Source organism: Bacillus sp. 16GRE42 (assembly GCF_019837435.1).
GTDB classification, from domain to species: Bacteria; Bacillota; Bacilli; order Bacillales; family Bacillaceae_G; genus Bacillus_A; species Bacillus_A wiedmannii.
In genome coordinates this window covers 146,695-170,624 of sequence record NZ_JADAXF010000001.1, presented here as the reverse complement: position 1 = coordinate 170,624, position 23,930 = coordinate 146,695, and the positions used below count along the sequence as shown (strand labels likewise).

The 23,930-nt window shown below is 32.6% G+C and carries 21 protein-coding genes and 1 pseudogene; 6 read left to right on the top strand and 16 right to left on the bottom strand.

What is annotated here, in order from left to right; genetic code table 11:
- Positions 1 to 59 precede the first annotated feature (59 nt).
- Positions 60 to 1,061, bottom strand: a complete 1,002-nt coding sequence (locus tag ILS93_RS00905; RefSeq protein ID WP_222659705.1) for a DUF1835 domain-containing protein — start codon at positions 1,059 to 1,061, stop codon at positions 60 to 62.
- Between the two features lie 228 nt (positions 1,062 to 1,289).
- Here ILS93_RS00905 and ILS93_RS00900 point away from each other — a divergent pair, with 228 nt between their 5' ends.
- A complete protein-coding gene (locus ILS93_RS00900) occupies positions 1,290 to 1,502 on the top strand; it encodes a hypothetical protein (protein WP_000409414.1) in 213 nt (70 codons plus the stop codon).
- Between the two features lie 249 nt (positions 1,503 to 1,751).
- Here ILS93_RS00900 and ILS93_RS00895 read toward each other — a convergent pair whose 3' ends face one another.
- The 8 genes and pseudogenes from ILS93_RS00895 to ILS93_RS00860 form a co-directional block, all read right to left on the bottom strand.
- Positions 1,752 to 1,955 (bottom strand): hypothetical protein, encoded by a 204-nt coding sequence (locus tag ILS93_RS00895; protein ID WP_000878362.1) that lies wholly within the window; start codon positions 1,953 to 1,955, stop codon positions 1,752 to 1,754.
- A gap of 139 nt (positions 1,956 to 2,094) precedes the next feature.
- Positions 2,095 to 2,511: a DUF3995 domain-containing protein gene (locus ILS93_RS00890; protein ID WP_098102616.1), complete on the bottom strand. Its 417-nt coding sequence runs from the start codon at positions 2,509 to 2,511 to the stop codon at positions 2,095 to 2,097.
- A 130-nt stretch (positions 2,512 to 2,641) separates the two neighbouring features.
- Entirely contained in the window at positions 2,642 to 3,406 is a 765-nt protein-coding gene (locus tag ILS93_RS00885; protein WP_064475350.1) for a DUF3959 family protein, read from the bottom strand.
- 204 nt (positions 3,407 to 3,610) lie between these two features.
- Positions 3,611 to 5,356, bottom strand: a pseudogene (locus tag ILS93_RS00880) (RNaseH domain-containing protein); the annotation flags it as partial.
- Between the two features lie 924 nt (positions 5,357 to 6,280).
- Positions 6,281 to 6,901 (bottom strand): replication-relaxation family protein, encoded by a 621-nt coding sequence (locus tag ILS93_RS00875; RefSeq protein WP_222659703.1) that lies wholly within the window; start codon positions 6,899 to 6,901, stop codon positions 6,281 to 6,283.
- A complete protein-coding gene (locus ILS93_RS00870) occupies positions 6,843 to 8,033 on the bottom strand; it encodes an FtsK/SpoIIIE domain-containing protein (RefSeq protein WP_222659701.1) in 1,191 nt (396 codons plus the stop codon). Before ILS93_RS00870 ends, ILS93_RS00875 begins: the two co-directional genes overlap by 59 nt.
- Positions 8,034 to 8,151: 118 nt before the next feature.
- Positions 8,152 to 8,334 carry a hypothetical protein gene (locus ILS93_RS00865; RefSeq protein ID WP_000156984.1) on the bottom strand — a complete coding sequence of 61 codons (183 nt, stop codon included), beginning with the start codon at positions 8,332 to 8,334 and terminating at the stop codon, positions 8,152 to 8,154.
- Complete coding sequence (locus tag ILS93_RS00860; protein WP_222659699.1) at positions 8,331 to 8,633, bottom strand: hypothetical protein; 303 nt, start codon at positions 8,631 to 8,633, stop codon at positions 8,331 to 8,333. Before ILS93_RS00860 ends, ILS93_RS00865 begins: the two co-directional genes overlap by 4 nt.
- A gap of 139 nt (positions 8,634 to 8,772) precedes the next feature.
- Between ILS93_RS00860 and ILS93_RS00855 the strand changes: the two genes are divergently transcribed.
- Complete coding sequence (locus tag ILS93_RS00855) at positions 8,773 to 8,970, top strand: helix-turn-helix transcriptional regulator (protein ID WP_222660541.1); 198 nt, start codon at positions 8,773 to 8,775, stop codon at positions 8,968 to 8,970.
- Positions 8,971 to 9,006: 36 nt separating this feature from the next.
- A complete protein-coding gene (locus ILS93_RS00850) occupies positions 9,007 to 9,471 on the top strand; it encodes a restriction endonuclease (RefSeq protein ID WP_222659696.1) in 465 nt (154 codons plus the stop codon).
- Between the two features lie 156 nt (positions 9,472 to 9,627).
- On the opposite strand, the gene ILS93_RS00845 is transcribed toward ILS93_RS00850, so the two are convergent.
- Both ILS93_RS00845 and ILS93_RS00840 read right to left on the bottom strand, forming a co-directional pair.
- Positions 9,628 to 10,581 carry a hypothetical protein gene (locus tag ILS93_RS00845; protein ID WP_222659694.1) on the bottom strand — a complete coding sequence of 318 codons (954 nt, stop codon included), beginning with the start codon at positions 10,579 to 10,581 and terminating at the stop codon, positions 9,628 to 9,630.
- Positions 10,582 to 10,879: 298 nt separating this feature from the next.
- Positions 10,880 to 12,910 carry a P-loop NTPase fold protein gene (locus ILS93_RS00840; protein ID WP_222659692.1) on the bottom strand — a complete coding sequence of 677 codons (2,031 nt, stop codon included), beginning with the start codon at positions 12,908 to 12,910 and terminating at the stop codon, positions 10,880 to 10,882.
- Positions 12,911 to 13,573: 663 nt separating this feature from the next.
- On the opposite strand from ILS93_RS00840, the gene ILS93_RS00835 reads away from it, so the two are divergent.
- Positions 13,574 to 14,740 (top strand): S-layer homology domain-containing protein, encoded by a 1,167-nt coding sequence (locus ILS93_RS00835; protein WP_222659690.1) that lies wholly within the window; start codon positions 13,574 to 13,576, stop codon positions 14,738 to 14,740.
- A gap of 663 nt (positions 14,741 to 15,403) precedes the next feature.
- Entirely contained in the window at positions 15,404 to 16,555 is a 1,152-nt protein-coding gene (locus ILS93_RS00830; protein ID WP_098102627.1) for an S-layer homology domain-containing protein, read from the top strand.
- Between the two features lie 42 nt (positions 16,556 to 16,597).
- Here ILS93_RS00830 and ILS93_RS00825 read toward each other — a convergent pair whose 3' ends face one another.
- The 3 genes from ILS93_RS00825 to ILS93_RS00815 are packed head-to-tail and all read right to left on the bottom strand — an operon-like array spanning position 16,598 to position 17,836.
- Entirely contained in the window at positions 16,598 to 17,392 is a 795-nt protein-coding gene (locus ILS93_RS00825; protein WP_222659688.1) for a GH25 family lysozyme, read from the bottom strand.
- Positions 17,392 to 17,598, bottom strand: coding sequence for a hypothetical protein (locus ILS93_RS00820; RefSeq protein ID WP_222659686.1), 207 nt, complete (start codon positions 17,596 to 17,598; stop codon positions 17,392 to 17,394). The genes ILS93_RS00825 and ILS93_RS00820 overlap by 1 nt, the downstream gene beginning before the upstream one ends.
- Before the next feature lies 1 nt (position 17,599).
- Positions 17,600 to 17,836: a hemolysin XhlA family protein gene (locus ILS93_RS00815; protein WP_222659684.1), complete on the bottom strand. Its 237-nt coding sequence runs from the start codon at positions 17,834 to 17,836 to the stop codon at positions 17,600 to 17,602.
- Positions 17,837 to 18,001: 165 nt separating this feature from the next.
- On the opposite strand from ILS93_RS00815, the gene ILS93_RS00810 reads away from it, so the two are divergent.
- Positions 18,002 to 18,361 (top strand): DUF1413 domain-containing protein, encoded by a 360-nt coding sequence (locus ILS93_RS00810; protein WP_222659681.1) that lies wholly within the window; start codon positions 18,002 to 18,004, stop codon positions 18,359 to 18,361.
- Positions 18,362 to 18,467: 106 nt separating this feature from the next.
- Here the strand turns inward: ILS93_RS00810 and ILS93_RS00805 are convergent, their stop codons facing one another.
- A complete protein-coding gene (locus ILS93_RS00805) occupies positions 18,468 to 22,445 on the bottom strand; it encodes a phage tail spike protein (protein ID WP_222659679.1) in 3,978 nt (1,325 codons plus the stop codon).
- The gene (locus ILS93_RS00800; protein WP_222659677.1) at positions 22,442 to 23,926 is read right to left on the bottom strand and encodes a distal tail protein Dit; all 1,485 of its coding nucleotides are present in this window, start codon (positions 23,924 to 23,926) and stop codon (positions 22,442 to 22,444) included. Before ILS93_RS00800 ends, ILS93_RS00805 begins: the two co-directional genes overlap by 4 nt.
- Positions 23,927 to 23,930 lie beyond the last annotated feature (4 nt).

Genomic DNA, 23,930 nt, shown 5'->3' with positions numbered 1-23,930 from the left:
TTTATTCCCCAAAAAATCCCCTTCTAATTCTTTATTAGAAGAGGATTTTTGTTTAATTGCTATTTCAACTTCACACTATAAAAACGCATTTCATTTAACGAACCTTCAAATTCAAAAACTTCTTTTTTAATTAATTGCTTTAAACGATATTCTAAAAATGTATCGCCAACCAACTGATCAGCAAGACCAAGTGCCTCACCAATTACTCTAGGAGCTTTTAGGAACTCACAATCAGCACCTACACTTTTCGCGCATTCAATAATAAATTGATCAAAATAATCTTCTTGTACCAAATACACTTCATTTTCATTCCAAACTCTTAAAAACTCCGTACTATTCGATAATTTATCCCATTCATATTCATACTCCATTCGCTTTTCTTTCGTTACATACGGAAATGCTGCAAAACTTTTTTGCAATAGAGCTAAACTGTCAGGCGATAATTCTCCTGTTCCACGAATAGCATACTCTTTTTTTAATATTTCTTTACTTGCTTCAGACGTATTAATAACGCGAATGTTTTTCTTATCTTTTAATTGCGCCATTACAAAACATAGGCCTACATGTTCATGTGCGTTATTAGCTTTCCAAATTGTAATAGGTGTTTCAATAGGAATAGTGTGTAGTTCTTCCATAGTTTCTAAAAACCTTGGTAAATACTCTACTTCAAAATAATTATCATAAGCAGTTAAATTGTTTACTAACCATTTCTGTCTTGCAAGTTGTCCCTCATACATATGTAACTTGTTTATCGGCCCAATTGAAAAAAATTCAGAAAAAGCGACAACCCTCTCTTCCAATTGTTCTTCTTGACTAAGCATATATTTTAAACATCCAGCTGTTGAATCATCAAACGCAATATGTACGTGTGTGCTTTCTTTTACATTTCTTATATATGATGTATTACTCGTTAGTTGCTTAGGAATATCCATCAAATTTTTAATTGCATCTTCACTATAGTTTTCTTCTAACAAATTTAACTGAATTAGAATATTTTGAAGTAAATGTTTTGCTTCATCTTCATACATATCCTCTACAACATTTTTGATTTTGTCTATCATACAAATCCCTCTATTCATTTCATAAATAACGTATATTATAGTGTATCATTTTAGTATCATTCTTTTAAAGTTTTTTTAAGTAAAAGCATTTATTATTCAGATTGCTACAGCTATCCACATTTTCAACAAAATCTCTCCTACAATTCTTAATTACTAAATATTCTTTTGTAAATCCTTTTATTTAAATGTATAATTATATAGAAAATAAAAAATATAGGAGCTATATGCATGGAGAAAGCGATTACTACTTATAAACATTATTTAAAAAATTGGAGATTTATATTTATTTGTATATTACCTACTATCGCCATATTATATGTTTTCGATGTCATCTTTGAACTACTATTTCATCAAGATTTCTATTTATCAAACTTAATTTTTGCTATTATATTATTTTTAATATTTATTAACATCAAAGATATGTTTAAAATTGAAAGTTAAAGAACGGGATAAAAAAAGAGCACCCTGCAATTGGATGCTCTCATGTGATAGAGGTTTTTTCTGAGTATTAAGTAGGACACGAAGGTCTTGTCCTACAATATAATATATGCTTGTACTTATTTTATTGTGCATCTATTAAACATCAAATGTATACGTATTGCTAAAAATTCTGCTCATTTATTAATTGTGTAATTATTATATTTACACATAAAAAAACATCCTTATGGATGTTTTTTTATGTATCGATTTTTAAGCTTCCATAAACTTAGCCGGTACACCAATTTTTTCAACTACAGAAGATATATTAGTAGGATTAATCATTACATTTTCAATACTAACTAATTTATTTTCTAATAGTCCATTCTCTGTAGTAATAAGTTCTTCAAACCGATCTAAAGTCATCGAGAATTTGTGTTCACTTCCGCCATTCATACAGACTTTTACATACTTCATAGTGTCACCGCCTTTCATAATAATCTATATTTCGATAAGAAGACGCTTACATCCTTTTTATTTACTACTAGATTTCTCACTTTTACTCCTTGCTAATTCACGTTTATTTATTTTAGAAAAAGCAGCTACTATTTTATGTTCACGTTATAATTGCTAGTAAGAACGATAAAGATAAAAATGCACAAAGTGGTATATATAAAACAGTATCCATTTTAGCAAAACGCGTATCTTTTTTTCGCTTAAAGATGCCAAAATAATGAAACTCACCAATTACTCTTATAAAAAAAACAATCATACAAATCCAGGAGCCCAATTGAACAATACTATTAGGAACTTCGAAATGAACAACATTTGTTTGTTGTAATAAAATCATTGCTGCCATACTTAATAATAACGCAATGAACAATGTCATCCCTACACCTGGTATAAATGCCTTTTCTCCAGATTTTGTTGGAATGACACTATTTGTCGCCCACTTACCTCCGAAAGCCCAGTAAACATGTAAAAAGCTAACTAAAAATAATATACAGACAGAAATATATGTAATAATCAACATTTTGTCCTCCCATTATTTTATTTAATTGCTCATCTTTAGAGTATGCTATGAATTCCGTATTGGCAATCTATATTTAATTACATAAAAAAACCCTTTAATGATACATCATTAAAGGGTTTACTGAAATTTCTTATACATTATACCTATTTCTACGACGTTCCATCCTCGTTTGTCCTTGAGCAGTACCTTGTTGTATTTGCTCTGCCATTTCATATGTTGCAGCTGAAGCTGGTTCTTCGTAATTATGCTCACGTATTTTTTCTGGCGTTTTTCGTTTTGATGCTTTTCCACCAAACTTAAATAATTTGATCTTTAATTTCGGTAATCTAGGAAGTGGAATCTTAAATGATAATTTTTTGCGCTTCTTTTTTTGTTGAAATAGATTTATATTTTCTTTATTATCATCCTGCTCTTTACGATGTAATAACATCGCAAGTAATCCACCTAATATAAGTCCTCCAACTAACAGTAGAAGATATAAGTAATGACTTGTCATTAAACTCGACATACGTTCAAGTATGACTAAAGACTGTACTTCTTTAATATCCCAAAGTAAAGCGGCCCATAATGAGAATAAACCGAAAGTAAGTCCATATGTACGAAAACGGAATAAACATGGAATTAAAGCGATACAAGCGGCGATTTTCGCATTCCCTATTATTGAACTTGTTGAAATATCTTGATGCCAAATGACTAACAGTAGTGTTATAAATGGCGCATACGCTATCCAACTACATATACGTGAATATATTTTTTTCGCAAAATAGCTACCAAAACTAGTAAAAAATAAAAGGCCCCCGATATATAAAGATTGTTCTAGTGGGATTTTCTTTATAATTCCTGCAACCGGAAAGAGGCCGCTCAATAGCATTAATAACACATCTAATTTCTTCACAATTCCTCATTCCTTTCAAATTTCTTTTGAATCAATTCATATTGCTTTCCCAAATGATGTAGTTTTTTATTTCTAAAAAACATCTTAATCCTGTATGTAAATAAAGTAAATACGTAAAAGAGAAGATACATGACAAAAGATATCCTTATTTACATGGAAAAATGACAAATCCTGACCGATATAATGAGCAGGATTTGTCTACTATTATTTAGAGCAGAATATTGAATCTTTCTTTTCTATTTTCATAATATCTACATCCAGTTCATCATCAAACTCTTTAAACTCTCTTGCATCTATATCCGTCATATAGCCCTTTACTACTTTCGCCATATGCATGGAATACGGCATGTGTACATCCTTTTCTAACAGCATACTTGAATTACAGCACATGTAATGTATCATTTTGGCGATATAATTCCTTTCTACAGATTTTACACCTAAAGGTAAAATTTCAAGTATGTATCGCTGCAATGTTTCACTATCATTCAAAGAATATTCACCAGCGCTATAATACATCCCCTTTTGATCTGTATATAAACTTGTGCCATCCGGAACATCATCACGTTCTATCACACCGTATTTTGGTGTATCAAAAGCTTTATTTATTCTTATAATATTTAAGTTTGGAACCTTTAGCACATCAGGAACAATCTCAGGGAAAGTATCTATATCAATTTTTTTATTTTGTAACTCTTTTATCCAATGTTTTCTTAAATTCGCATCTATAATGAAATACACTTGTTCATTTTGCTCTTTTACATGTTGTAAAATTCCTGATAATGTTTCAGAAACAAATTGTTTAAATAGAATCTCCATATCATTTCTTTTTGAAGGCTGCGGTAAAAAGGCATTATGTTTATTTATATTTAATAATAAACGATCAATCGTTTGCCACTCTGTATTCCCATATAGTTTATATGAAATTTCTTTTCCTTTTATTTGTGAAAAAATAGGTAAGAAATCAAATTTCGAGATTCGCTCAATTGATAAATTAACATATGTACAAGGTAAATTTATTTTATTCCAACTACGTTTCAAAAATCCTTTTTGTTCTAATAAACTAAGGATACAATTAATAATTGTTTTACGAGATACACTTTGGCCAATAAATAAATTAATAAATGCTGAAATACGGTTAGTTCGTGCAAACCCTTCTCTAACGATTTGCTTTGGATCAATTTTTTCACGCCCATCACAATTTTTCATTGCGATTAACGCCAACGTCGCATCATTGCGCTCACCTGCAGTAGCATAAACGGCTTTCATAACATCCTCTACTAAATTTGTTTTGTATTTCTGACAATATTGCATTTTATATGGATTTTGCAATACTTTTTCAATATTATATCTTACTATTTTTAATAATACTGGAGAATCTGCATTTAATACATATGATGACTCGCCAATTTGAGCTAACACAATTTCATTTTCAAATAACGCTTGTTCAACTTCCAACGATATTTTTTCAGACCATAGTTCTAACGTTATAGTCTCTAATCCTTTTGGTGCAATTAAAGGGAATAATTCATTTTCATTATTTGTTGCTAGCTTATTACATTCTGGTAGTAATGTGAAATGAGAGAATTTTTGCTGAAACCATTTAAAAAGATACTCACTTTCCTTTACTTTTATACCAGGTTTTATTTTTGTACCTTGAACTTTATATATTCTCTCATTGTATGGAAGCAACACCCTAATGTTTGCTCCTAGCATATAATCTTTCGGATATTGAAGAATATGCTCTAATTCAACTTCTCCACCTATATGAAAATCATCTTTTAAACTTCTAAATATTTTAATCCATTTTATGCCGTTTGTAGCTTGTTGTACTTTTAGTTTTACAAATCGTAATTTTGTATTATTTGATGAAAATTCTGGAGTAGAAACCAATATCATGCCCCGTTTTCGTCTTAATAGCAAAGGAATATCTGGATGATTATATTCTTGATATTAAGGCTATTTTTATGAGCATTTCGTATAAGTGTGATTTAACTGATTAAAGCTATTTTCAAAGACGACATATCAGCGATAAATTATGTCTATTTTGTATAGGTGTTAGCAAGTTCGTTTGCAAACTTGTTAGCACTTTTTTATTTTCTTCTACTAAAAAACCTTTATTGTATTTTTTCTTTTACACATCAATCATACTACTACTATGACCAAAGTCATCAATTAAAGAGGTTGTAATATACGTATTAATATTTCTTGTTGCTGAATATGTTTAAAAGATATCGTTCTACAATTCACAGAATGGTTAAATGATAATGTTTTTATATCCGATTGTTTTTAGTAATCATTCAACTTGGAATATGTTAAAATATACCAATATATCTTAGGTTATGAAAAAGGCGGTAATTTAAAGAAAGTGGAATATACCATTCGAAATTAATTATATATATGGAGGGGTAGTTTGAAAATATTAAAAGTACTTTACCGTATTTTACTGATAGTATTTCCGGTATTTCTATTAATTTTTGCTATAATAAATCTCGGTGCAAGAGCCTTTGGTCAACCGGCTAACTTTGATTACTATTTAATATGGGTATTAATTTTTTTACTTTTAATAGGATATATTGTTCAGTTCTTTTCAAAATATAGAATAGTTGGATTTATAATTATTTTAGTTTCACCCATAATAATTATAGGTTGTTCGGTCTTTTTTCATCAATATTAGAGGTCTCGCTCCATCGCTATCAAGCTAACAAAACTAAACTTCTTCAAAATGCAAAGATACGCTATTCTTTTTGTAGAAACATACAGAAAGGATGGCGTTTTTAATATGGATTTATAGATTTCTGATGAATTAGAATTGTTTTCTAAAGAGTTGTAACGCTATATGTCACCTTAGAAGGACTTTTATTTTTTATTTCGCTCTTATATACTTGCAATCACATAGACCTTCACATATACATCATATTTTGCTGCTAACTGCTCCAATTTCTTTCCCCTATATTTTGTAACTGTAAAGAAATGAATGATTGGCATTTTCCCGTTATACTTTTGTTTATAAATTTGTGTGAGTTCTTCATATTTTTTTAACTTCTCTTCATTCACTTTCATTTTCTGCGAGCGATCTATTTCAACTGCATGAAGTATGCCTTCTTCATCGCGAAACTTCACATCAGGAATTATCTTCTTTTTCTCTTTATTCTTTATATAACGTATATCCGTTTCAATCTGCCAATCGTCCGGACAAAATAAATGTAACCACGCTTCATTACGTAATAGTGCATGAGCTAGTTTCCCTCTCGACACAACCTTCCCATCATCACCAAACATGGCATGCCCTTCTTTATTGAGATAATACACATACTCCTTACCTTGTATCGTTTTACTCACGTATGATTTTAAATCTCCCATAATACGGTTTGCATTTCGAATACCACCCATATCATGCACACTCATCAAATGTCTTCTCGTTGCAAACTGAAGCTTTCTAATCGTCGCAAGTATCGCCATCTGACGGTTGATTTTCATGTGGCTCTGGATGTTCATGTTTTTCCACCTCATATTCTTTTAGATGTTTCCACATCATTTCATCACTAATATAAGGAACTTGAATTTCAGTAAGCCGATCACTTTTATAAATCGCTCTACCAGGTAAGGATGGTAATACTTCTAGTCCGGATTCATCAAGAACAACCTCAGATGCTACTCTTGTCGGTAATCGAAACCCTAACTTTGCATCAGACATTTGCTTTACTACTGATGGAATTGAAGTAACTGTAGGGTACTGTGTAGCCAATATTAAACGAAATCCTAAACCGCCGGATACCGTCGCTATATAACTGAGCATGTACTGACACTCTTCTCGTATTTTATTAACAGGACGTGGTAATCCTTTTACTGGAGCAAGTACGGCACCCTCATCAACAATGATGAAATACCTATCTTTTTCTTTTGTCTCAACTATATTTTTGTAGCCGTTTTCCTTCATGAGTTTTCCTCGTTCTTCAATCTTCTCCATAATGCTCCCTAGTACGCGATGTGCCTTTTCTACAGAATCAGCGACTTCTACGACTTGTTTCAAATTACTAAACTCGCTAAATTCCAGTCCTTTTTCCTTTAAATCAATTAAATATACATGAGCATTTTCAGGGTTCGCTTCAATCAAAGTGGTAAGCAATACTTTCAAAAACACTGTTTTCCCCATTCGTGTAAGGCCACCTAGCACCATGTGTGGAGTTTTATCAAAGTCATGGTAAATTATTCTCTCTAGACTTTGCCCCATTGGAACACGCCATTTCCCTTTCTTCACTAATCCCGTTGACCAATTCCACTTATTCGGTATCTCCCGATGGAATACACGAATGTTCAATTTATAATTATCGTACTGAATACGTACTGGTTTATTTAATCCTTCAGAAACAACGTCCTCAACCTTCTGTACGATTTTACTCGGCATGCCAAGCGGTAAGGTATATACATAAGTCGTACTACGATCATCATCGATTTGTTTTTGGAACTTTGGATATTGCAATTTCTCTTCATTATTTCTTTTGATCGCAATACCAGCTACCTCAAAAAACACCTGTATCTTTCGCTTATCATCATTTTTACTTTTGAACTTTTCACCGAATAATGCCACTGTTAAACCTGCAACTGGAACGAGTAATAATTCAATCATTTTCTCCACTCCCCATATACCCTTTATAAGGGTATATATCCCTTATTTTTGGAAGACTCCCGTACATGTTCTATATCAACGCCCAGTAAATGTCCTACAATTCCACATTGGTATTCCCTTATAGAAATGCGAAAAGCACATAACGTAGAAGATACAAGAACGAGCCTGTGAGCGTTGTGTACATGGTCATACGTGGAAGCCAATGTGGAACACTCTGCCCCATTTTTTCTGCGACCTTCATCGTAATCACTGACAAGCCAGTTGCCGTCCATACCACTACCGCTTCTCCTACGATTGTCATTTGAATCCCTCTTTTCGAATGAGTTGTAATCCCTTCGCTGTCATAACCGATTGATACTCATTAAGGACATCTCCCCACTCAAGCACTTCATCCTCATCTTCATATAAATCCTCTATTATATCTTTTGATAAACGATAATATCCTTTGTAATCACGATTATCAAAAACCTCATGCCTTTCCATGTGGTTCACAACTGCATTCGTCTCTTTCTTGCCATTAGCACCTCTATACATATTTCTCAATTCTTTTGATGGATACAGGTAAGGTGTTTCATTCAAATGTGAATATTGCCAACGCATACGCGCCCTCTCCCCTCTTGATGTCCTTGATTCCACTTGGTATTCCTCGTGGTCTTGATATAGGTATATGACCTAGAAAGAAGGATTTTGCTTGTCCTTCGAGAAAAAATTCGTAGGACAAATAAAAAAGGGTGATGATATGGAAAGTCGTTTGAAGGAAATTTTGGATGATCGTGGAATTAAATACAGTTTTATTGCTAAAAAAGCCGGGATTGCAACATCCACAATGACGAATTTAATAAAAGGTGGACTTCCAACCTTACCAGTTGCCTATCGCATTGCTCGTGCACTGGAAATGAAATTAGAAGACATTTGGATTGAGGAAGAAGTAGAATAAGCATCAATTGGACATACTCATACTGAGGTGAATTGCATGATTTGGGCAATAGTATTGCTTTTACTTGTTTTTCTCATCGGTTTTGTCATGAGAGGTCCACACGTAACACCTGAAGAAATTAGGACACACCGAGTGCAACAAGCTGCTACTCGCAGTAGTTTAGAAATAATGGATCCAAGAGAATTCGAATATTTTGTAGCTGATGTATTTCGTACACTTGGTTATAAAGTTCAGGTGACTTCTGGTTCTAATGATGGTGGAAAAGATATTATCCTTTATAAAGGGAATGAAATGAAATTCGTTGAGGTAAAGCGCTATACAAAAAGCTCCATCGGCAGACCGTTTATTCAGAAGCTTCATAGCGCCATTGTGGATGCTGATGCTGTTGGAGGATATTTCGTTACACTAAGTCCTTTCAATAAGAACGCGCGGCAATATGCAGCAAATAAAAATATCGAGTTAATTGATGGTGATACTCTTATTACCATGATGAAAGCATAATTATAAAGCAAGCTGATTCTGTAATAGAATTGGATTGATCTTTTTCCTAAATAAATTTTCTGATTTTCACTATTCTATTAGAACCGAATTAACGTAAATTAAAAAGAATCGGTACTTTTACGCCGATTCTTTTTATATGCATATCTATTTTATGATTTAAAGAGGTACATTAATAAACATGTTCTCACCATAATCCTCTAAGTATATCCCTAAGTGATTCCAGCATTTATGTATTGCTTGATTTAATTCTTCAAGCTGATATATATCATTCCACTGGGGGTATTTAGAGTATAAATTAATTAATGCTTTATCAATTAAATTCCAGCTTTCCTCATAGTAAGTACCAGCGATATTTTTTTCCATTGATTCTTTAATAATCTTATAGTTTGGTTCATCTAATGTTTCTTTATAATAATGCAAATTCCCAAGAGATAGGGCAGAAAAATAAAATAGCATGTGGGTAGAATTCATAATTTGCTCTAATAACAGATTAACATCTGCATGTTTTCTATACTCTTTTACATACTTCGTACATTGTTCTTTCGCACGATCAATTAAATCAAAAGTATAAGAAGCTTGCTCTAAAAACAAGTCTGTTGTAAGGTATTTCCCTGCCGTTCGATTAGCAAAGTATTCTGACCATACAATATCCGAAGGTATGGTCAGAATAAAATCTGATTGAGTTAGCCCAATGCCCTTCCTTAAATCATCTGAATATATTTTCCTTTTGTTAAATTCATCATGCACATGCCCCAATTCATGACGAATAAATGAATAACAGTTATTTACTACCTTATCATCACCAAACATAACTCCAGTTATAAACATCTCATGAAGAAAAACAGTTTGATAATAGTTTCCATCTTCCATATAGTACATTACTTTTGCTTTCGCTTCTTCGTGTTCATTTTTAGTATGTCCTTTTTCTTGTTTATTGTGCTCTTTTTGAAACAAGATTATCTCTTTAGTAAACTCTTTAGGTATGATTACTTTTTTAAGTGTAGACACATCTAAGTCAACCGACAAATTGCTAATTAATTGTAATATTTGTGGTTTCAAATATTCTTTTTGCTCTTCTGTAAATAGTTCTGAATTCAAAACAATTTCCATAAATATTCTCCTTCTTACAAATTAGTAAACTCAAACAAAATCATATCACAAACAATACCCAAAATTAATTGTAGTCAATTCCTAACTCCAAAAAGAATTCTGGCTCATGTACAATAAACACAAAATATAATTACTTCATGAAAAGGAAGAACTTTTGATTACATACTATCAAGATAAATTTATTAATGATAGTTACATAAATGTTGTCAGTATTGATGAGCAAATAAAATTAAAATTTGATGAATTTGTTAATTTAAAAGAAAACCGACTTTTTTAAGTCGGTTTTCTTTTCGTATTCCTAGCCTTCTGTATTGCTTGTATCACTAGCTTGTATTTCTAACGCTTTTCTTTCATATTCCTGAATAGATTCTGCTAATTCTTGTATTGCAAGACGTCTAGGTGTCATTCTTTCCACATCTATTTCATTTAATAACATTTTCCCTAATAAACTTATCATTTGTATTTCCTCTTGAATTAAAGGTGAATCCTCCATCGTTACAATTCTCTTTTTCACAAAACCTTCTATACTGTTAATATTCGTTGGTAAGAGGTTTATTACATTATTATATAATTCATTTAAATTACAATGTACAAAAAAAGGCTTAGATATGTATTGTCTACTTATAACTGTAAAAAATTTATGGAAATTTGTTTGCATTTCTACAAGTAATAACTGTATATCCTCTTTTTCTTTGTCTAATTTTAATTGGTTATTTACTCTAATAATCATATCTATAAATTCTAGAAGATCGCTATCATCTTCATTTCCCTTACTTAAAAAAAATGTATGAAAATTCTCGATGGACTTTCCTTTTTCACCAACTTTTTTTAAACCACTCATTAAATCCTTTTTTATTTTAACAATATCCTTTTGAACCATTTTTTTCTCAACAAAGTATCGATATGTTTTATATGCCTTAAGATACAAATCAATCCTTGCTTCACCATTTATAAGTTTATTGTACATAAGTTCCTCATATCTAATAAACTCTTCATCCATTAAATCCCAATAATTAGTGAAGAATAAATCTTCAGGCTTATAATTATTATTTTTTAATTCTAATTGAAAATTATTTAGCTCCTCTTTGAATAATTCCAAATCAAGTATTCCATCACGAATTAATATTTCTGCAAATTTAAAAAAGTATCTTTTATGGTAGGAACTACCTTGGGCACCGTAATATTTACTTATAAATTTTTCGGGAAATGCTTTATCATTCTTTTTTTCTATTCTTGTTATACCAATCTGTTCTTTAAAATCGTCATTTGAATTGATTTCCTTTAATTCCTCATTACCTGGTTCATCATTTTTGATTTCAAACGAGGCTGCCAACACGAATTTCAATATTGATTGAGGCATTTCGTTTAACTCATAAGCATTTTGTTCACACTGCTCATATATTAGTTCAAAATCCTCTAATGCCTGTTTTAAAATCCTAATATTTCTATTACCACTTTCTTTAAACGTTGTATCAATTATTTCTATATTATGTTCGAGAAAACTATGTAGTTTTGTATTCGAAGTTTGGTTAATGATATTCCCTATAAGATTCTCTTCATCCAATTGAATTGTTAATGTTTTACCTATTAACTTTTCTTTAATTCTTTTATATTCATTTTGTTTATGAAATAAATCATTTAATTTATTTTTAATTAAATCATTTTCTAATATTTTCTCTCCTTGTGTTTTTGAAGTAGTACGATTACCATCTTCTGTATTTTTCAAGTAAAAATATGTAGTCAACATCTTAAGTTCACGATTTTTCTCATTTAATTTATCGGCTATTTCATCTTCATTCCCAATAATTATAACTTTTATCCCATCATGTTCTACAAAGTTATTTATATAACCTAATACCTCGTCAACACTCATGTTTACTCTTTCTAAATCATCAAAACATAAAACTGTATCAGAGTAATTAAAAAAGTCCTTAAAATTAATATTACTAAGTTCATCACTCAAACCCGTAATATCAAATTTTTTCACCACACCAAAAACCGCTTTTCCTATCTCAGTAATTCCTCCTCCTATTTTGCTATCAGAAATCTTTTCAACAAATTCCAACTTTCCTAATACAATTTTTTTATCAATTTCTTCTATACTGCTAACACCATATAACGATACATAAATTATATTTTTCTCCCTATCCTTAATCTCCTTTTTTAAAACATTCTTCCAAAAATAAGTTTTACCACTCCCCCATTTGCCATTTAATAAAATGGCATAATCTGTTTTATCACTTTCTATATAATTCAATATACTATTAACTGTATACTTCTCAGATTCACTTAGTGATGTTTGAACGGATTCACTTGTTGATGTTGACATTGAACACTCCTCCTAATTTATAGCTATATGCATTTTGTATTCTATTAACATTATATCAATATTTTAAAAGATAATATTATATTTATTTTCTGTTATTTTGATATATTCTATGTTTTAGAGATGTATTTTGTTTGAATATCGAATTAAAGTTTATTGATCTAGTGAATATAAATTATAAAGAACGTCTCTACATGGGATGATTTTTTCTATTTATGTCTTACCTTAAACTTAAACAACCATACTATTTGGTCCAAGCTTTCCTCCTACTCTGCGCATAGCATGTACTAAAAAGGAGGTACGTGCTTAAATATGTCAAACTATTATTACGACCGTTCGTATAAGCGCTATCGTAAGAAGCGTAAAAAGTGCGACTGCGATTGTCATTGTGAACCTCGCTATCAAACATTAACGTTAGGCCCTTTACTCCGTAATGCGGACATGGACTTTATTCAAGTTTCTGCATTTAATCAAACTTACATAGTATGCCTTTCCTAGTAGTTATGGATAGTTATCGAAATTTATTTGTAATCTATCTCAATATCCATTTACAACTAAATATTGATTTAATTTACACACCTAACTATAATGTTAATTGTTATATTTTTATTTATTAATAAAATAAGTTAATTAATTTGTTAAAAATTAATTAAAAGGAGCTTACTAATGAAATTCAAACAAATTATTTTAGCAGGCGCTGTTCTTGCTACATCAACATTTACCTCTTTAACAAATGCACAAGCTGAGACTGGATTTCGCGATGTTCCTTCAGATCACTGGTCTTATAATGCAATTATGGATTTAAAAGAGAAACAGATCTTTGCTGGTTATGGAAATGGTATATTTGGTTTTGGTGATCCCATCACACGAGGTCAAGTTGCTAGATTGTTATATAATTATATACAACCAGTGACTGATCCTACTGCCCCTCCTTTCAAAAATCCATTCAATGATGTGAAAGGTACTATGTTTGAAAAAGAAATTTTAGCGATTGCTAGAGCTGGAATTATGAATGGATATGGTAATGGTAAATTTGGCCCAGATGATACTTTAACTCGTGAACAGTTGGCTGCTGTATTAAAAAAGGCTTTCAGATTAAGAACATCATCTATAACTACATTTGAAGATGTTGAAAAAAATTATTGGGCTACTGACGCAATCAGTGCACTTCAAGAAAATAAAATTGTAGTTGGAACAGGAAATAATATGTTTGAACCTAAAAAAATTGTAACTCGTGAGCAATATGCACAGTTTCTATATAATGCAATTAATTTTGTAGAAGCAAAACCTGAATTACCACCGTTTGATCTCCCAAGCTCTATGATTACAAGTGAATTTCATTACGACAGTAGTAGCTGGATAAACAGTTCACCGTTGCTACTAAAATCTGTATCTAAAGAAGCTCAAAATCTAATTACTAAAATAAACAAGAATTATAATGAAGATTTCAAATACGAAAGTGTATATATCAGCGGCGGCCAGATGGGCGATGGTGAAAGGGTAGAAATACTTTCCTCTAATCCTAATTTAGGAAAGATTTATGATTATGGACAAGGGCAACTCTATTTAGTAGGTGAGAATGAAAATGATTTCATGATTACATTTATAATTGATAAAGCTACTGTAGAGTTAGCAAAAAATTGGATTACTTTAATAAATCCAGATTTAAATCTAGATAAAGAAATTAACGATATTGTTGCATTACCTTTCAAAAATTCAGGCGAGCGAGATTATCACACAAACTTAGATAAGGGTAACTACAAAATGGAGTTAAGCACAATGCCTGCATCAAATGGTTATGAATCAATATCTATAAATGTTAAAAGAAAATAATTAATAGATAAAAAACAAGGTTCTCATTGGAGACCTTGTTTTTTTGTTTCAATTCAAATATTTATAGTATCACTTATGCACATCTAACCATCTAATAAAATTTCAAGTTGAGAGCTTGCAAGGTTTATTGTTAATTCATTTGGTGTTTTGTACGACTAGATTCGATTTGAGTGCTAATTTTAAGTTTGATGAATTAGTGAATATAAATTAAAGAGACCGTCCCTAAATGGGATGTTTTTTCTATTTACGTCTTACCTTACACTTAAACAACTATACTCTTTTGTCCAAACCTCCCTCTCACTCTTCGCATAACATGTACTAAAAAGGAGGTACGTGATTTTTATGTCAAACTATTATTACGACCGTTCACATAAATGCTACCGGAAGAAACATAAAAAATGCGACTGTGATTGTCATTGTGAACCTCGCTACCGAACGTTAACATCAGGTCCTTTATTCCGTAATGCTGACACTGATTTCATTCAAGTTTCTGCACTTAATCAAACTTACATAGTATGCCTTTTCTAGTAGTTATGGATAGTAATCGAAAATTTTTGTAATCTATCTCAATATCCATTTACAACTAAATATTGATTTAATTTACAAACACTAATATACTATTAATTATTATATTTAAATTTAATAATTAAAAGGAGCTCACTAATGAAATTCAAACAAATTATTTTAGCAGGCGCTGTTCTTGCTACATCAACGTTTACCTCTTTAACAAATGCACAAGCTGAGACTGGATTTCGCGATGTTCCTTCAGATCATTGGTCTTATAATGCAATTATGGATTTAAAAGAGAAAAATATTGTGGCTGGCTATGGAAACGGAATGTTTGGTTTTGGGGATAATATCACACGAGGTCAAGTAGCTAGACTGATATATGCCTACTTGAAACCAGCAGAAGAACATAATGCACCAAATCCTTTCACTGATGTCAAAGGACATATGTTTGAAAAAGAAATTTTAAGTCTTAGTAAAGCAGGTATTATGAATGGTTTTGGCGATGGAAAATTTGGTCCAGATAATGTTTTAACACGTGAACAATTAGCTGTTGTATTAACAAAGGCTTTTAACTTCAAAGCGACATCTACTACCACTTTCAAAGATGTAGATAAAAATTACTGGGCGACAAATGCTATTAGTGCATTACAAGAAAATAAAATTGCTGCTGGCACAGGGGATAATCTATTTGAACCTAAGAATATTGTAACTCGTGAGCAGTATGCACAATTTCTATACAATGCAATGAATAAGGTAGAAGTTAAACCTGAATTAACACCTTTCGGTATACCTAGCTCTATGATTACAAATGATTTTTATTACAACAGTAACAATTGGAAAAATGCTTCACCGGTGCTAAAAAAATCTGTATCTAATGAAGCGCAAAATCTAATTACAAAAATAAACAAGAAATATAATGAAGATTATAAATATGAAAGCGCATCTGTCAGCAATATGGGCCTTCCTGAAAGTGTACAGTTACGTACTTCTAACCCTAATTTGGGAAGGATTTATGATTTAGGACAAGGACAGTTCTTTGTAGAAGGTGAAAATGAACATGATTTCTATATTATGTTCATAATTGATAACGCAACTGTTGAATTAGCAAAAAATTGGATTACTTTAATAAATTCAGATCTTAATCTAGATAAAGAAATTAATGATATTATAGCAATGCCTTCCCAAAAAGGGAGGGGGCGAGATTATCACACTTACTTAGATAAAGGTAAATACCAAATCCAGTTAGGCACAAGTCCTCAAACAAAAGGCTATGATTCATTATTCATAGGTATTAAAAGAAAATAATTGATAGATATTAAAAAAGCCGTCCAACAGGACGGCTCTTTTTTATTTCTCTTCATACCACCATTCTTTACGATCAAGCCATTCCTTCATTGCATTTAATTGTGTATCCGATGTTGGCTCAGAAATGAAGTATGCTAATCCATCTGGTTGTAAAATAAATTTGGCTGTCATATTTAGTGACGTTAATGCTCCCATAACATCAGCTGTATGCTCTCTTCCAAAAGCTCCTGATTGAATGATATTTTGTTTAATTGCTTGTACTTGTTCCTGTGCCAATCTGGTAAACCAAGATAATGACTTGCTTCCAATAAGTGAATTCAGGTCACACTTACCGATACCAGGTACATTTCCTGTTTCCGTGTACTGCCAAATATCACAAGGATACGCTGGTTTATTGCCGCCATAACGCGGAATCCATACAAAATCACTTTTCACGTTCGCCATACCGAAAGATGCATACATATGATGGCCAACATATAAACCAACTTTCTTTGCTCCTAAACGGTATAATTCATCGATAAACGCCTGTGTTCCTGCTCTCATATCATTCATTGTTTTTACTTCTACATCAGCAACCCATACAGTTGCGCTCTTGTCACCACGGCTCCAGAAGTCTTGTGCTTCTTTCTTTGCATCAACAATGGAAACAAAGCGGCAAAATGCATAATTGCCAAAAGGGATGTTATGCTGCTTCATTTCTTGTATATACCCTTTGTATAATGGATCAACGTAATTTGAGCCATCCTGCACACGAGCAATTACGAAATCCAAATACTGTTTTGCTACTGGCCAGTTAATATTTCCGTTCCATTTTGAAATATCAATAATATGTCCCATTATTTATCGTCCCCTTCGCTATTTACTTCATGATCAGACCAAATACCTAATGCGATACCAACTGAAAGCAAATAAGGTGCTAATTCATCCAAAAAACTTTTCGCTTCTGGAACACCAAACTTTGTAAACAAAAATCCAAGCAAAGAAAAAACCGCAACCCATGTTTTCCAGTTGCGGAATCGTTTTTTGATATTCTCTTTTGGCATATTACATGCCACCTCCCTTCAATAAAAAAGTAATAGCTGCTCCTATTAGACCACCTACAATAAGACGCAAGATCCATGTGGTATTGGCATTAATTTTATCAAGAAGTTTATTTATATTTACAATATCCTTTTCATTGACAGTGGTACGTGTTTCTAGATTACGAATGTCTCGCTGCATATCTTTTTGGTCTGATTTAATTTGTTGGATCTCTTGCTTTAAATCTTGAATTTCTTGCATTGGTTCAGCTCCTTTCAAAATAAAAAGAGAGGCGACGTTTTCCTCTCGAAAAACAAAAATATACGTAATCACTTGACTCGAGGTCAGAAAAATAATATTATAAATGTACATAATATGACTTTACATACTATGCGCATTCATTTATAACTATTAGGAGGTATAATTATGCCGCAAATTACTATGCGAGTATCTGAAAAAATTTATAAAAAACTAAACGATGAAGCTAAATCTAAGAATTTAACATTAACTGACTATTTGTTATCCAATTCAATTCCAGATTATCTAGATGATTTACTTACTGTAGAGATGGTATTGGATCGATTAACTTCTTTAAAACCTGGGGAAGAATTTACTTTGCCGAGCTTATTTACCGATAACGAATGGAATAATTTCAAACCTGGTAGTCGTATCTCAACAGGAAGATTATTTTACCAAAAAATAGAAAAAAATTTAAATGATTTAAAATCACAGGTGAAGTTTTTGAAAAAGAATTCCGCTAATTTAGCTATATACCAAAAACTATAAGCAGTGGAATCCTTTCTATTCCAAACAAGCGTCTATATACTCCATCAGATTTAGACGCTTTTCTTTGTTATAAAAGCCGTATTTTGTCCAAAATAAAAAGACCAGTTTATAACTGCTCTGGTTTCTTATCAATTAATTGTTGTAGTAATAATTTTTCCAATCTGGCTATCCGATCTTCTTGACTAGCTACTTGTGATTTTAGACTAACTATTTCTATCTCCTGTTCCTGTACTGTTGTATCAACTTCCTGTAAAGCTTTAATTGCAATGGATGCGTATGAATATAAGTGAATTCCTTTACCACTTTCATCAATAAACGCTTCATCAGATTCATCTACAATTAAACCGTAGTATGTTTTAATATCTTCTGTTGTTAAGGGTGGATCGTTAGGAGCTTTCTCTTCTCTCATCCGATAAAGTTCGTTTACAGCATTCTTATAATTAAACTGTCTGATTCTAACGTTTCTAATTTTTTCTAAAGCAGAAAAAGAAACATCACGAATATTGGATTTATATGCCCGTAGTGAAGGCGTCATAAAATTCCCTTGAATAGCACCCCAACCATTTTGAGTAACAGCGGATTTTAGTTGGATAATTCCTGTATATCCTGCTGCACGGCTATTACGTAAAGTGATATTAGGTAATCTTAAATCAGAATCTGTACTATTATCTTCAACGACTAACGAAGTTTGATATAATCCAGTTTTTCCTCGTCTAAAATACCAACTCCCATTTCCTGCATAAAAAACATGGTAATCATTAGCGTTCAGAACACTTAATCCGTTTCTTTGCAATTCCCAATACACAGATTTTTTGATTTCACCATTTTCTATGCCATCGCCAATACCAATGCTCGCGTAAGCCCCAGACCATCCAGCACCTGCTTGAGACATAAATAAAGCGCCTGCTGGAGCGCTAGTCTTTTCATCTGACCCTAAAATAAAAGTTGGTTGCACTGCACCATCTGCTCTTCTGTAATGCCCCAGAAACGCTCTAGCAACACCCTTTTCATAGAGACGTATAAATTGATCATCTAAGCTAACGTAGTTATCCGAATTCGATGTTCTAATTTGGCAACCGCTCAGCAATCCAGCTTTAATCCACTCAGCATTAACTTTGCCAACTAAGTCTATTCGTGCAGCATTTAATTTAATGGTTTCTTTACTCATGTTAATGGCTGCTATTACATCGTTTTCTTTTACAGATATACTAACGCCCTTTTCTGTTAACTGGAGGCGTGACTCCATATCTCTTACATAAGAATCTGTAGCAAATTGTCCATCTGCTTGTGTCTTTGTATATACTTCTGTCTTTTTTGCTGCGGCATTGATACCCTGTTCATTAATAGTGAAACGGTTATCAATCAGAGTCATCTTCTGGTTAAATTGTTCAGTTGCAAGCTTATTAGCTAATTCATCTAATAAATCTTGTTTATTCTGATTAACTGTTTGCTTCAACTCAGGAATCTTAAACCCAGCAACATAATCCTCTACTTGTTTAAGTTCAACTTTTGCTCCGATTGCGGTTGCTTGTTGTTCAAGTTTTGTATTTGCTTCAGTTAGTTTCTTTCCTTGATCTGATACTACATTGTTTAAATTACTAACTGTGGAAGATAACCCATCTGCTGTTTGCTCCGCATTGCTCATGCGTTTTTCAAATCCAGCTTGGCTATTTTGGACATTTGTTACAGTGGTTTTTACACCATCCACACTTTTTTCAATATCGGTTGTTTTCTTAGTGAAATCTACAGTGGAAACTTGGTCTTCTGGCGCTGGTGACCAAGTAGAAAATACAGTACCTTCAGCTAATTTCGTACCTGTAATGAATACTTCTCCTTCATTCTCTTTCTTTTTTGCAGTTCCAAAATAAATACGAGCTTCATTAGTTTTAAATTCTACTTCTAGTTTAAAATGGTGCCATTTCCCATCGGATAAACTTTTCGGTAAATCAACAATCTTATAAGTAGGTGAAGTGCTACCATCACGAACTCCTAGCGCCATTGTTACATTACTCGATTTTAAGAATGCTGATAAAATATACTTACCAGGACTAACTTTAATATCTCGCAAAAACCAAAGGTCAGCTACGTTATTTTTTCTTGTTAATTTTGCCATGTATTCAAACTCTGGTATATCTACTGCTTTCTCTACAATTCCATTGCCACTCTGTTGATCCCAAACTGTCCATCCTGACGTATTACCTGTATAAAAATTTGAGTTGGTAATTACATTCCGCTCCGCCACCTTAGCATCATTATTTTTCTGTTCTATGCTCTCTAACTTCTCACTAATTCCCCCAGCTTTTTCTGTGATATCAGTAGTTGTTTTCTTTAGATCATTCGTTGTTTGCTGCACCTCAGAAATAGTCTTTTTTGTACCTTCTACAGTTTGTTCGACTGTATTTAATTTACTGCCGATTTCAGTATCTTTTTTCGTTAACGATTCAATAGAAGTTTTAAATCCATCTGAAGTTTGCTCTATTTGAGTCACTTTTTTATTAATATTACCTTGTTCGTTTTGTACATCAGAAATTGTACGGCTGACACCTTGTAACCCTTCCTGAGCTTTGTTAAATTGTCCTGTAGCTTGATTCTGTGCCTCTTGAACCTTTTGATTTAACTCTGTTTTTGTGGTTTCAATATCTTTATTAACCTGATCTAATGTTTCTTTTTTTACAGATTCAACATCGGGTACAACCGATTCAAACGCTGTACCTGTCCATATTTTTAAAATACCGGGCTTTCCGTTACTAATATCACGCCAAAGCGTTTTATAAGGTTTAAGTCCTGTTGTCGGTGGATTCTTCCATTCTATGATTTCAATGGTATTATTTTTAATATTTTCTTGTACCTTTTCAGCAAGTGTTTTCGCTGCTTCTGATTCTTTCTTTGCATCACTAGCCGTTTCATTAGCTTCTTTTACTAATTTATCAAGTTGATCTATCATTTCTTGTTTATTGCCAAGCGAACTAAGGATACGATTATAAATCTTTCGTAATTCTTCATTTGGATCAACAATTTCATGGTAATCTCCAAATAAATATTTATCTTGTAATGGATTTTCAAATGATTCATCACCAGCAATCGCCCTTGCTTCTAGATACAATTTAGGTGTAAACCCTGTATCTTTTATTCGGATTGTATCTCCATCATTAATTAATTCGTGAGCTAATCCAAACACACGACCAATTGATTGTGCTTCAACTTCATAAGAAACAGAAGAATTCACACGTTTTTTTAACTCTGTATTCATAAGAGTCATTAAACGTTTGGCATCCATGTCATCGTTTTCTGTTTCTGGACTGTAAAAACCAAATTTATGTTGTCCTTTTTCGTTCCATCTTTTGAAAGCATCATTGTCCACAAGATAAGGAACACCTTTATTTATTTCTGTAATGGTTATGAATTCTCCGCCTTCTTTTTTTACGAAACCTAATAAGGCTGTACAAATGTTTTGGGAGTTTTCAATACGTTTAATCCCCATTAAATCTTTACCAAGGGTTATTTCTTTTCCTGTTTCTCGACCACGCTTCTTTACCATATCCACATAACGCCCAACGACTTGAGAACCTACAACTTCAGCGCGATATTGAATTTCTAACTCAAATAAAGAAGCAATCTTTTTAAGAAAAGACAGTGGATCAATAAATTCATCGATAGTTATGGAACGGAAACTAGCATATTCTAAATTTCCTTTTTGCCACTTCGTACCTGCAAGAGCGATATCAACCATTTCAATTACTGTCTTACCTTCTAGTTTTTGCGGTGGAATTATTCCAGCTTTGGCAAGCTGAATCCATTCACCAGATGCATAAGCGGTTACTGATCTATCCTCAGAATCCTTTTCAATTTCAGTAATTACATAAGGAACAATACGACCATCGCGCACCTCTTTTAATACTAAATTTTGCTGCATAAGTGTGGATGAATGCCTTGTATTATCAAATACATGAAACTCTAATGTATCAATGTTATTTTTGATTTCCCAATGTCTTTTATCATCCCAATAATCTGCAGGCTGAATAGATGCTACAATTTGTTCTGTTTTAAAATCAACAACATGCAATTCACCACTTGGCGTTCTCATCTGTATCTCTCCCTGTAACTGATTGTCGCTGTAACGTCTGGCGGCATAATATCAATCCGATTCTCTCCACGTATGATCTTAGGAAACTCACTAAAAATATCTTTAATATTCATAGCATCTTTCCCGTTAATCGTAACAAGACTTTTTTCTGTATCAATAATCACTTTGTCTCCTGCATCGAAAATATAAGGTTTTGTATTAGAAGGGACTTTGTTTACCTTCCAAATTTTCAAATCATCAAATTGCATTTCGTTAACAGGCTGGTGATTATCCCACTTACAAAGCGCAATCATAACTTGTGCGATTTTTCGGTTTGTCATTGGATTACTGTTGTCAACATCGTTCCATTGTTCAACTAGGGAAGCTCCGTCTATCTCTTTACCATCTATAAATTTAGCTACATATACAGACCATTTTGTCCCTCTTCTAGCAATACGCAGGCGTCCCCGAAATTGATTGAAAGTAGATAAGTAATAGCCACTTGTATCTACTAATTTACGAATGCTACTAGGTGTTCCGCTATTCCCGATTTTCATATGTGCTTTTGTAATTTCTGCCGTTACGTATAAATCATTCATGTTAATACGAGCTACCAAATTACTTGCCTCATCCAATAAGAGGACTTCACAACGCCCCATTTCCTCAATATTTTTGGACTTTAAAGTCATCCATGCCTCTATTTCAAAATCTTGTAATGGACCGCCTGGAATGCTCTTCTTAGCTATCGCGCCGTAAAACCCTTTTCCTTCTCCATATTCTTCACAATATAGTGCGTAACCGCCCCTTGATTTAAAAGTACCTGTCCCTTTCATGTCATCAAATTGCCCAGTAACAGGAGTCCAACCTATAGGTGAAGCCATTTCATCCCATAACACACGCTCACGCTCTTGTACCGTTGATTCCTCCACAGTTAGGGGATAACCGATACGGAAATAGTTTCGTTCTAAAGGATATTTACCAAACCATACATCTAAAAAAGGGCTTGGTTTTTTTACAGTCATTTCAATTAATGCTGGAGCTTCTACGCTTCCTTTATTAGTGAAATAAGAAGTAATCTCAGTTGACCAACTTTGTGTGAAAGTGTGAGTCTGTACTTTCCCTAGTTTATAAGGTGTTGGGCAGACAAATTTAATTGTACCGATTCCGAGTGTTACAAATTCATCTGGATCAAAGCTATCATCCACAACTGCTAAATATGTTCTATCTGGCTCTACATCGAAAATAAGCTCGGCTGGTTGATCGGTAATTAACCAACTTGCAATTTCTTCTTTTAATAACTCTAAGTTCCCACCATCAGGAACAATGATTCCTACAGGTATAGATAAAACACGCATTTCCGTTTGGGTGTTTAATAGCCTTGCACCTGGATATCCTGGAACATTTAGAAAATTACGTTTCAATGGTGCCCAAGTCGGTCTTTTCCACCCTTTTGCGATTTGAACAAGGTCTTTTCGTTCGTTATTAAATGTAAAAGAACTCATGCTG

Bases quoted from the DNA above. Each gene is read 5' to 3' on its own strand.
- ILS93_RS00905 (WP_222659705.1), bottom strand. From the start codon at position 1,061: ATGATAGACAAAATCAAAAATGTTGTAGAGGATATGTATGAAGATGAA.
- ILS93_RS00900 (WP_000409414.1), top strand. From the start codon at position 1,290: ATGGAGAAAGCGATTACTACTTATAAACATTATTTAAAAAATTGGAGA.
- ILS93_RS00895 (WP_000878362.1), bottom strand. From the start codon at position 1,955: ATGAAGTATGTAAAAGTCTGTATGAATGGCGGAAGTGAACACAAATTC.
- ILS93_RS00890 (WP_098102616.1), bottom strand. From the start codon at position 2,511: ATGTTGATTATTACATATATTTCTGTCTGTATATTATTTTTAGTTAGC.
- ILS93_RS00875 (WP_222659703.1), bottom strand. From the start codon at position 6,901: ATGAACATCCAGAGCCACATGAAAATCAACCGTCAGATGGCGATACTT.
- ILS93_RS00870 (WP_222659701.1), bottom strand. From the start codon at position 8,033: ATGATTGAATTATTACTCGTTCCAGTTGCAGGTTTAACAGTGGCATTA.
- ILS93_RS00865 (WP_000156984.1), bottom strand. From the start codon at position 8,334: ATGACAATCGTAGGAGAAGCGGTAGTGGTATGGACGGCAACTGGCTTG.
- ILS93_RS00860 (WP_222659699.1), bottom strand. From the start codon at position 8,633: ATGCGTTGGCAATATTCACATTTGAATGAAACACCTTACCTGTATCCA.
- ILS93_RS00855 (WP_222660541.1), top strand. From the start codon at position 8,773: ATGGAAAGTCGTTTGAAGGAAATTTTGGATGATCGTGGAATTAAATAC.
- ILS93_RS00850 (WP_222659696.1), top strand. From the start codon at position 9,007: ATGATTTGGGCAATAGTATTGCTTTTACTTGTTTTTCTCATCGGTTTT.
- ILS93_RS00845 (WP_222659694.1), bottom strand. From the start codon at position 10,581: ATGGAAATTGTTTTGAATTCAGAACTATTTACAGAAGAGCAAAAAGAA.
- ILS93_RS00840 (WP_222659692.1), bottom strand. From the start codon at position 12,910: ATGTCAACATCAACAAGTGAATCCGTTCAAACATCACTAAGTGAATCT.
- ILS93_RS00835 (WP_222659690.1), top strand. From the start codon at position 13,574: ATGAAATTCAAACAAATTATTTTAGCAGGCGCTGTTCTTGCTACATCA.
- ILS93_RS00830 (WP_098102627.1), top strand. From the start codon at position 15,404: ATGAAATTCAAACAAATTATTTTAGCAGGCGCTGTTCTTGCTACATCA.
- ILS93_RS00825 (WP_222659688.1), bottom strand. From the start codon at position 17,392: ATGGGACATATTATTGATATTTCAAAATGGAACGGAAATATTAACTGG.
- ILS93_RS00820 (WP_222659686.1), bottom strand. From the start codon at position 17,598: ATGCCAAAAGAGAATATCAAAAAACGATTCCGCAACTGGAAAACATGG.
- ILS93_RS00815 (WP_222659684.1), bottom strand. From the start codon at position 17,836: ATGCAAGAAATTCAAGATTTAAAGCAAGAGATCCAACAAATTAAATCA.
- ILS93_RS00810 (WP_222659681.1), top strand. From the start codon at position 18,002: ATGCCGCAAATTACTATGCGAGTATCTGAAAAAATTTATAAAAAACTA.
- ILS93_RS00805 (WP_222659679.1), bottom strand. From the start codon at position 22,445: ATGAGAACGCCAAGTGGTGAATTGCATGTTGTTGATTTTAAAACAGAA.
- ILS93_RS00800 (WP_222659677.1), bottom strand. From the start codon at position 23,926: ATGAGTTCTTTTACATTTAATAACGAACGAAAAGACCTTGTTCAAATC.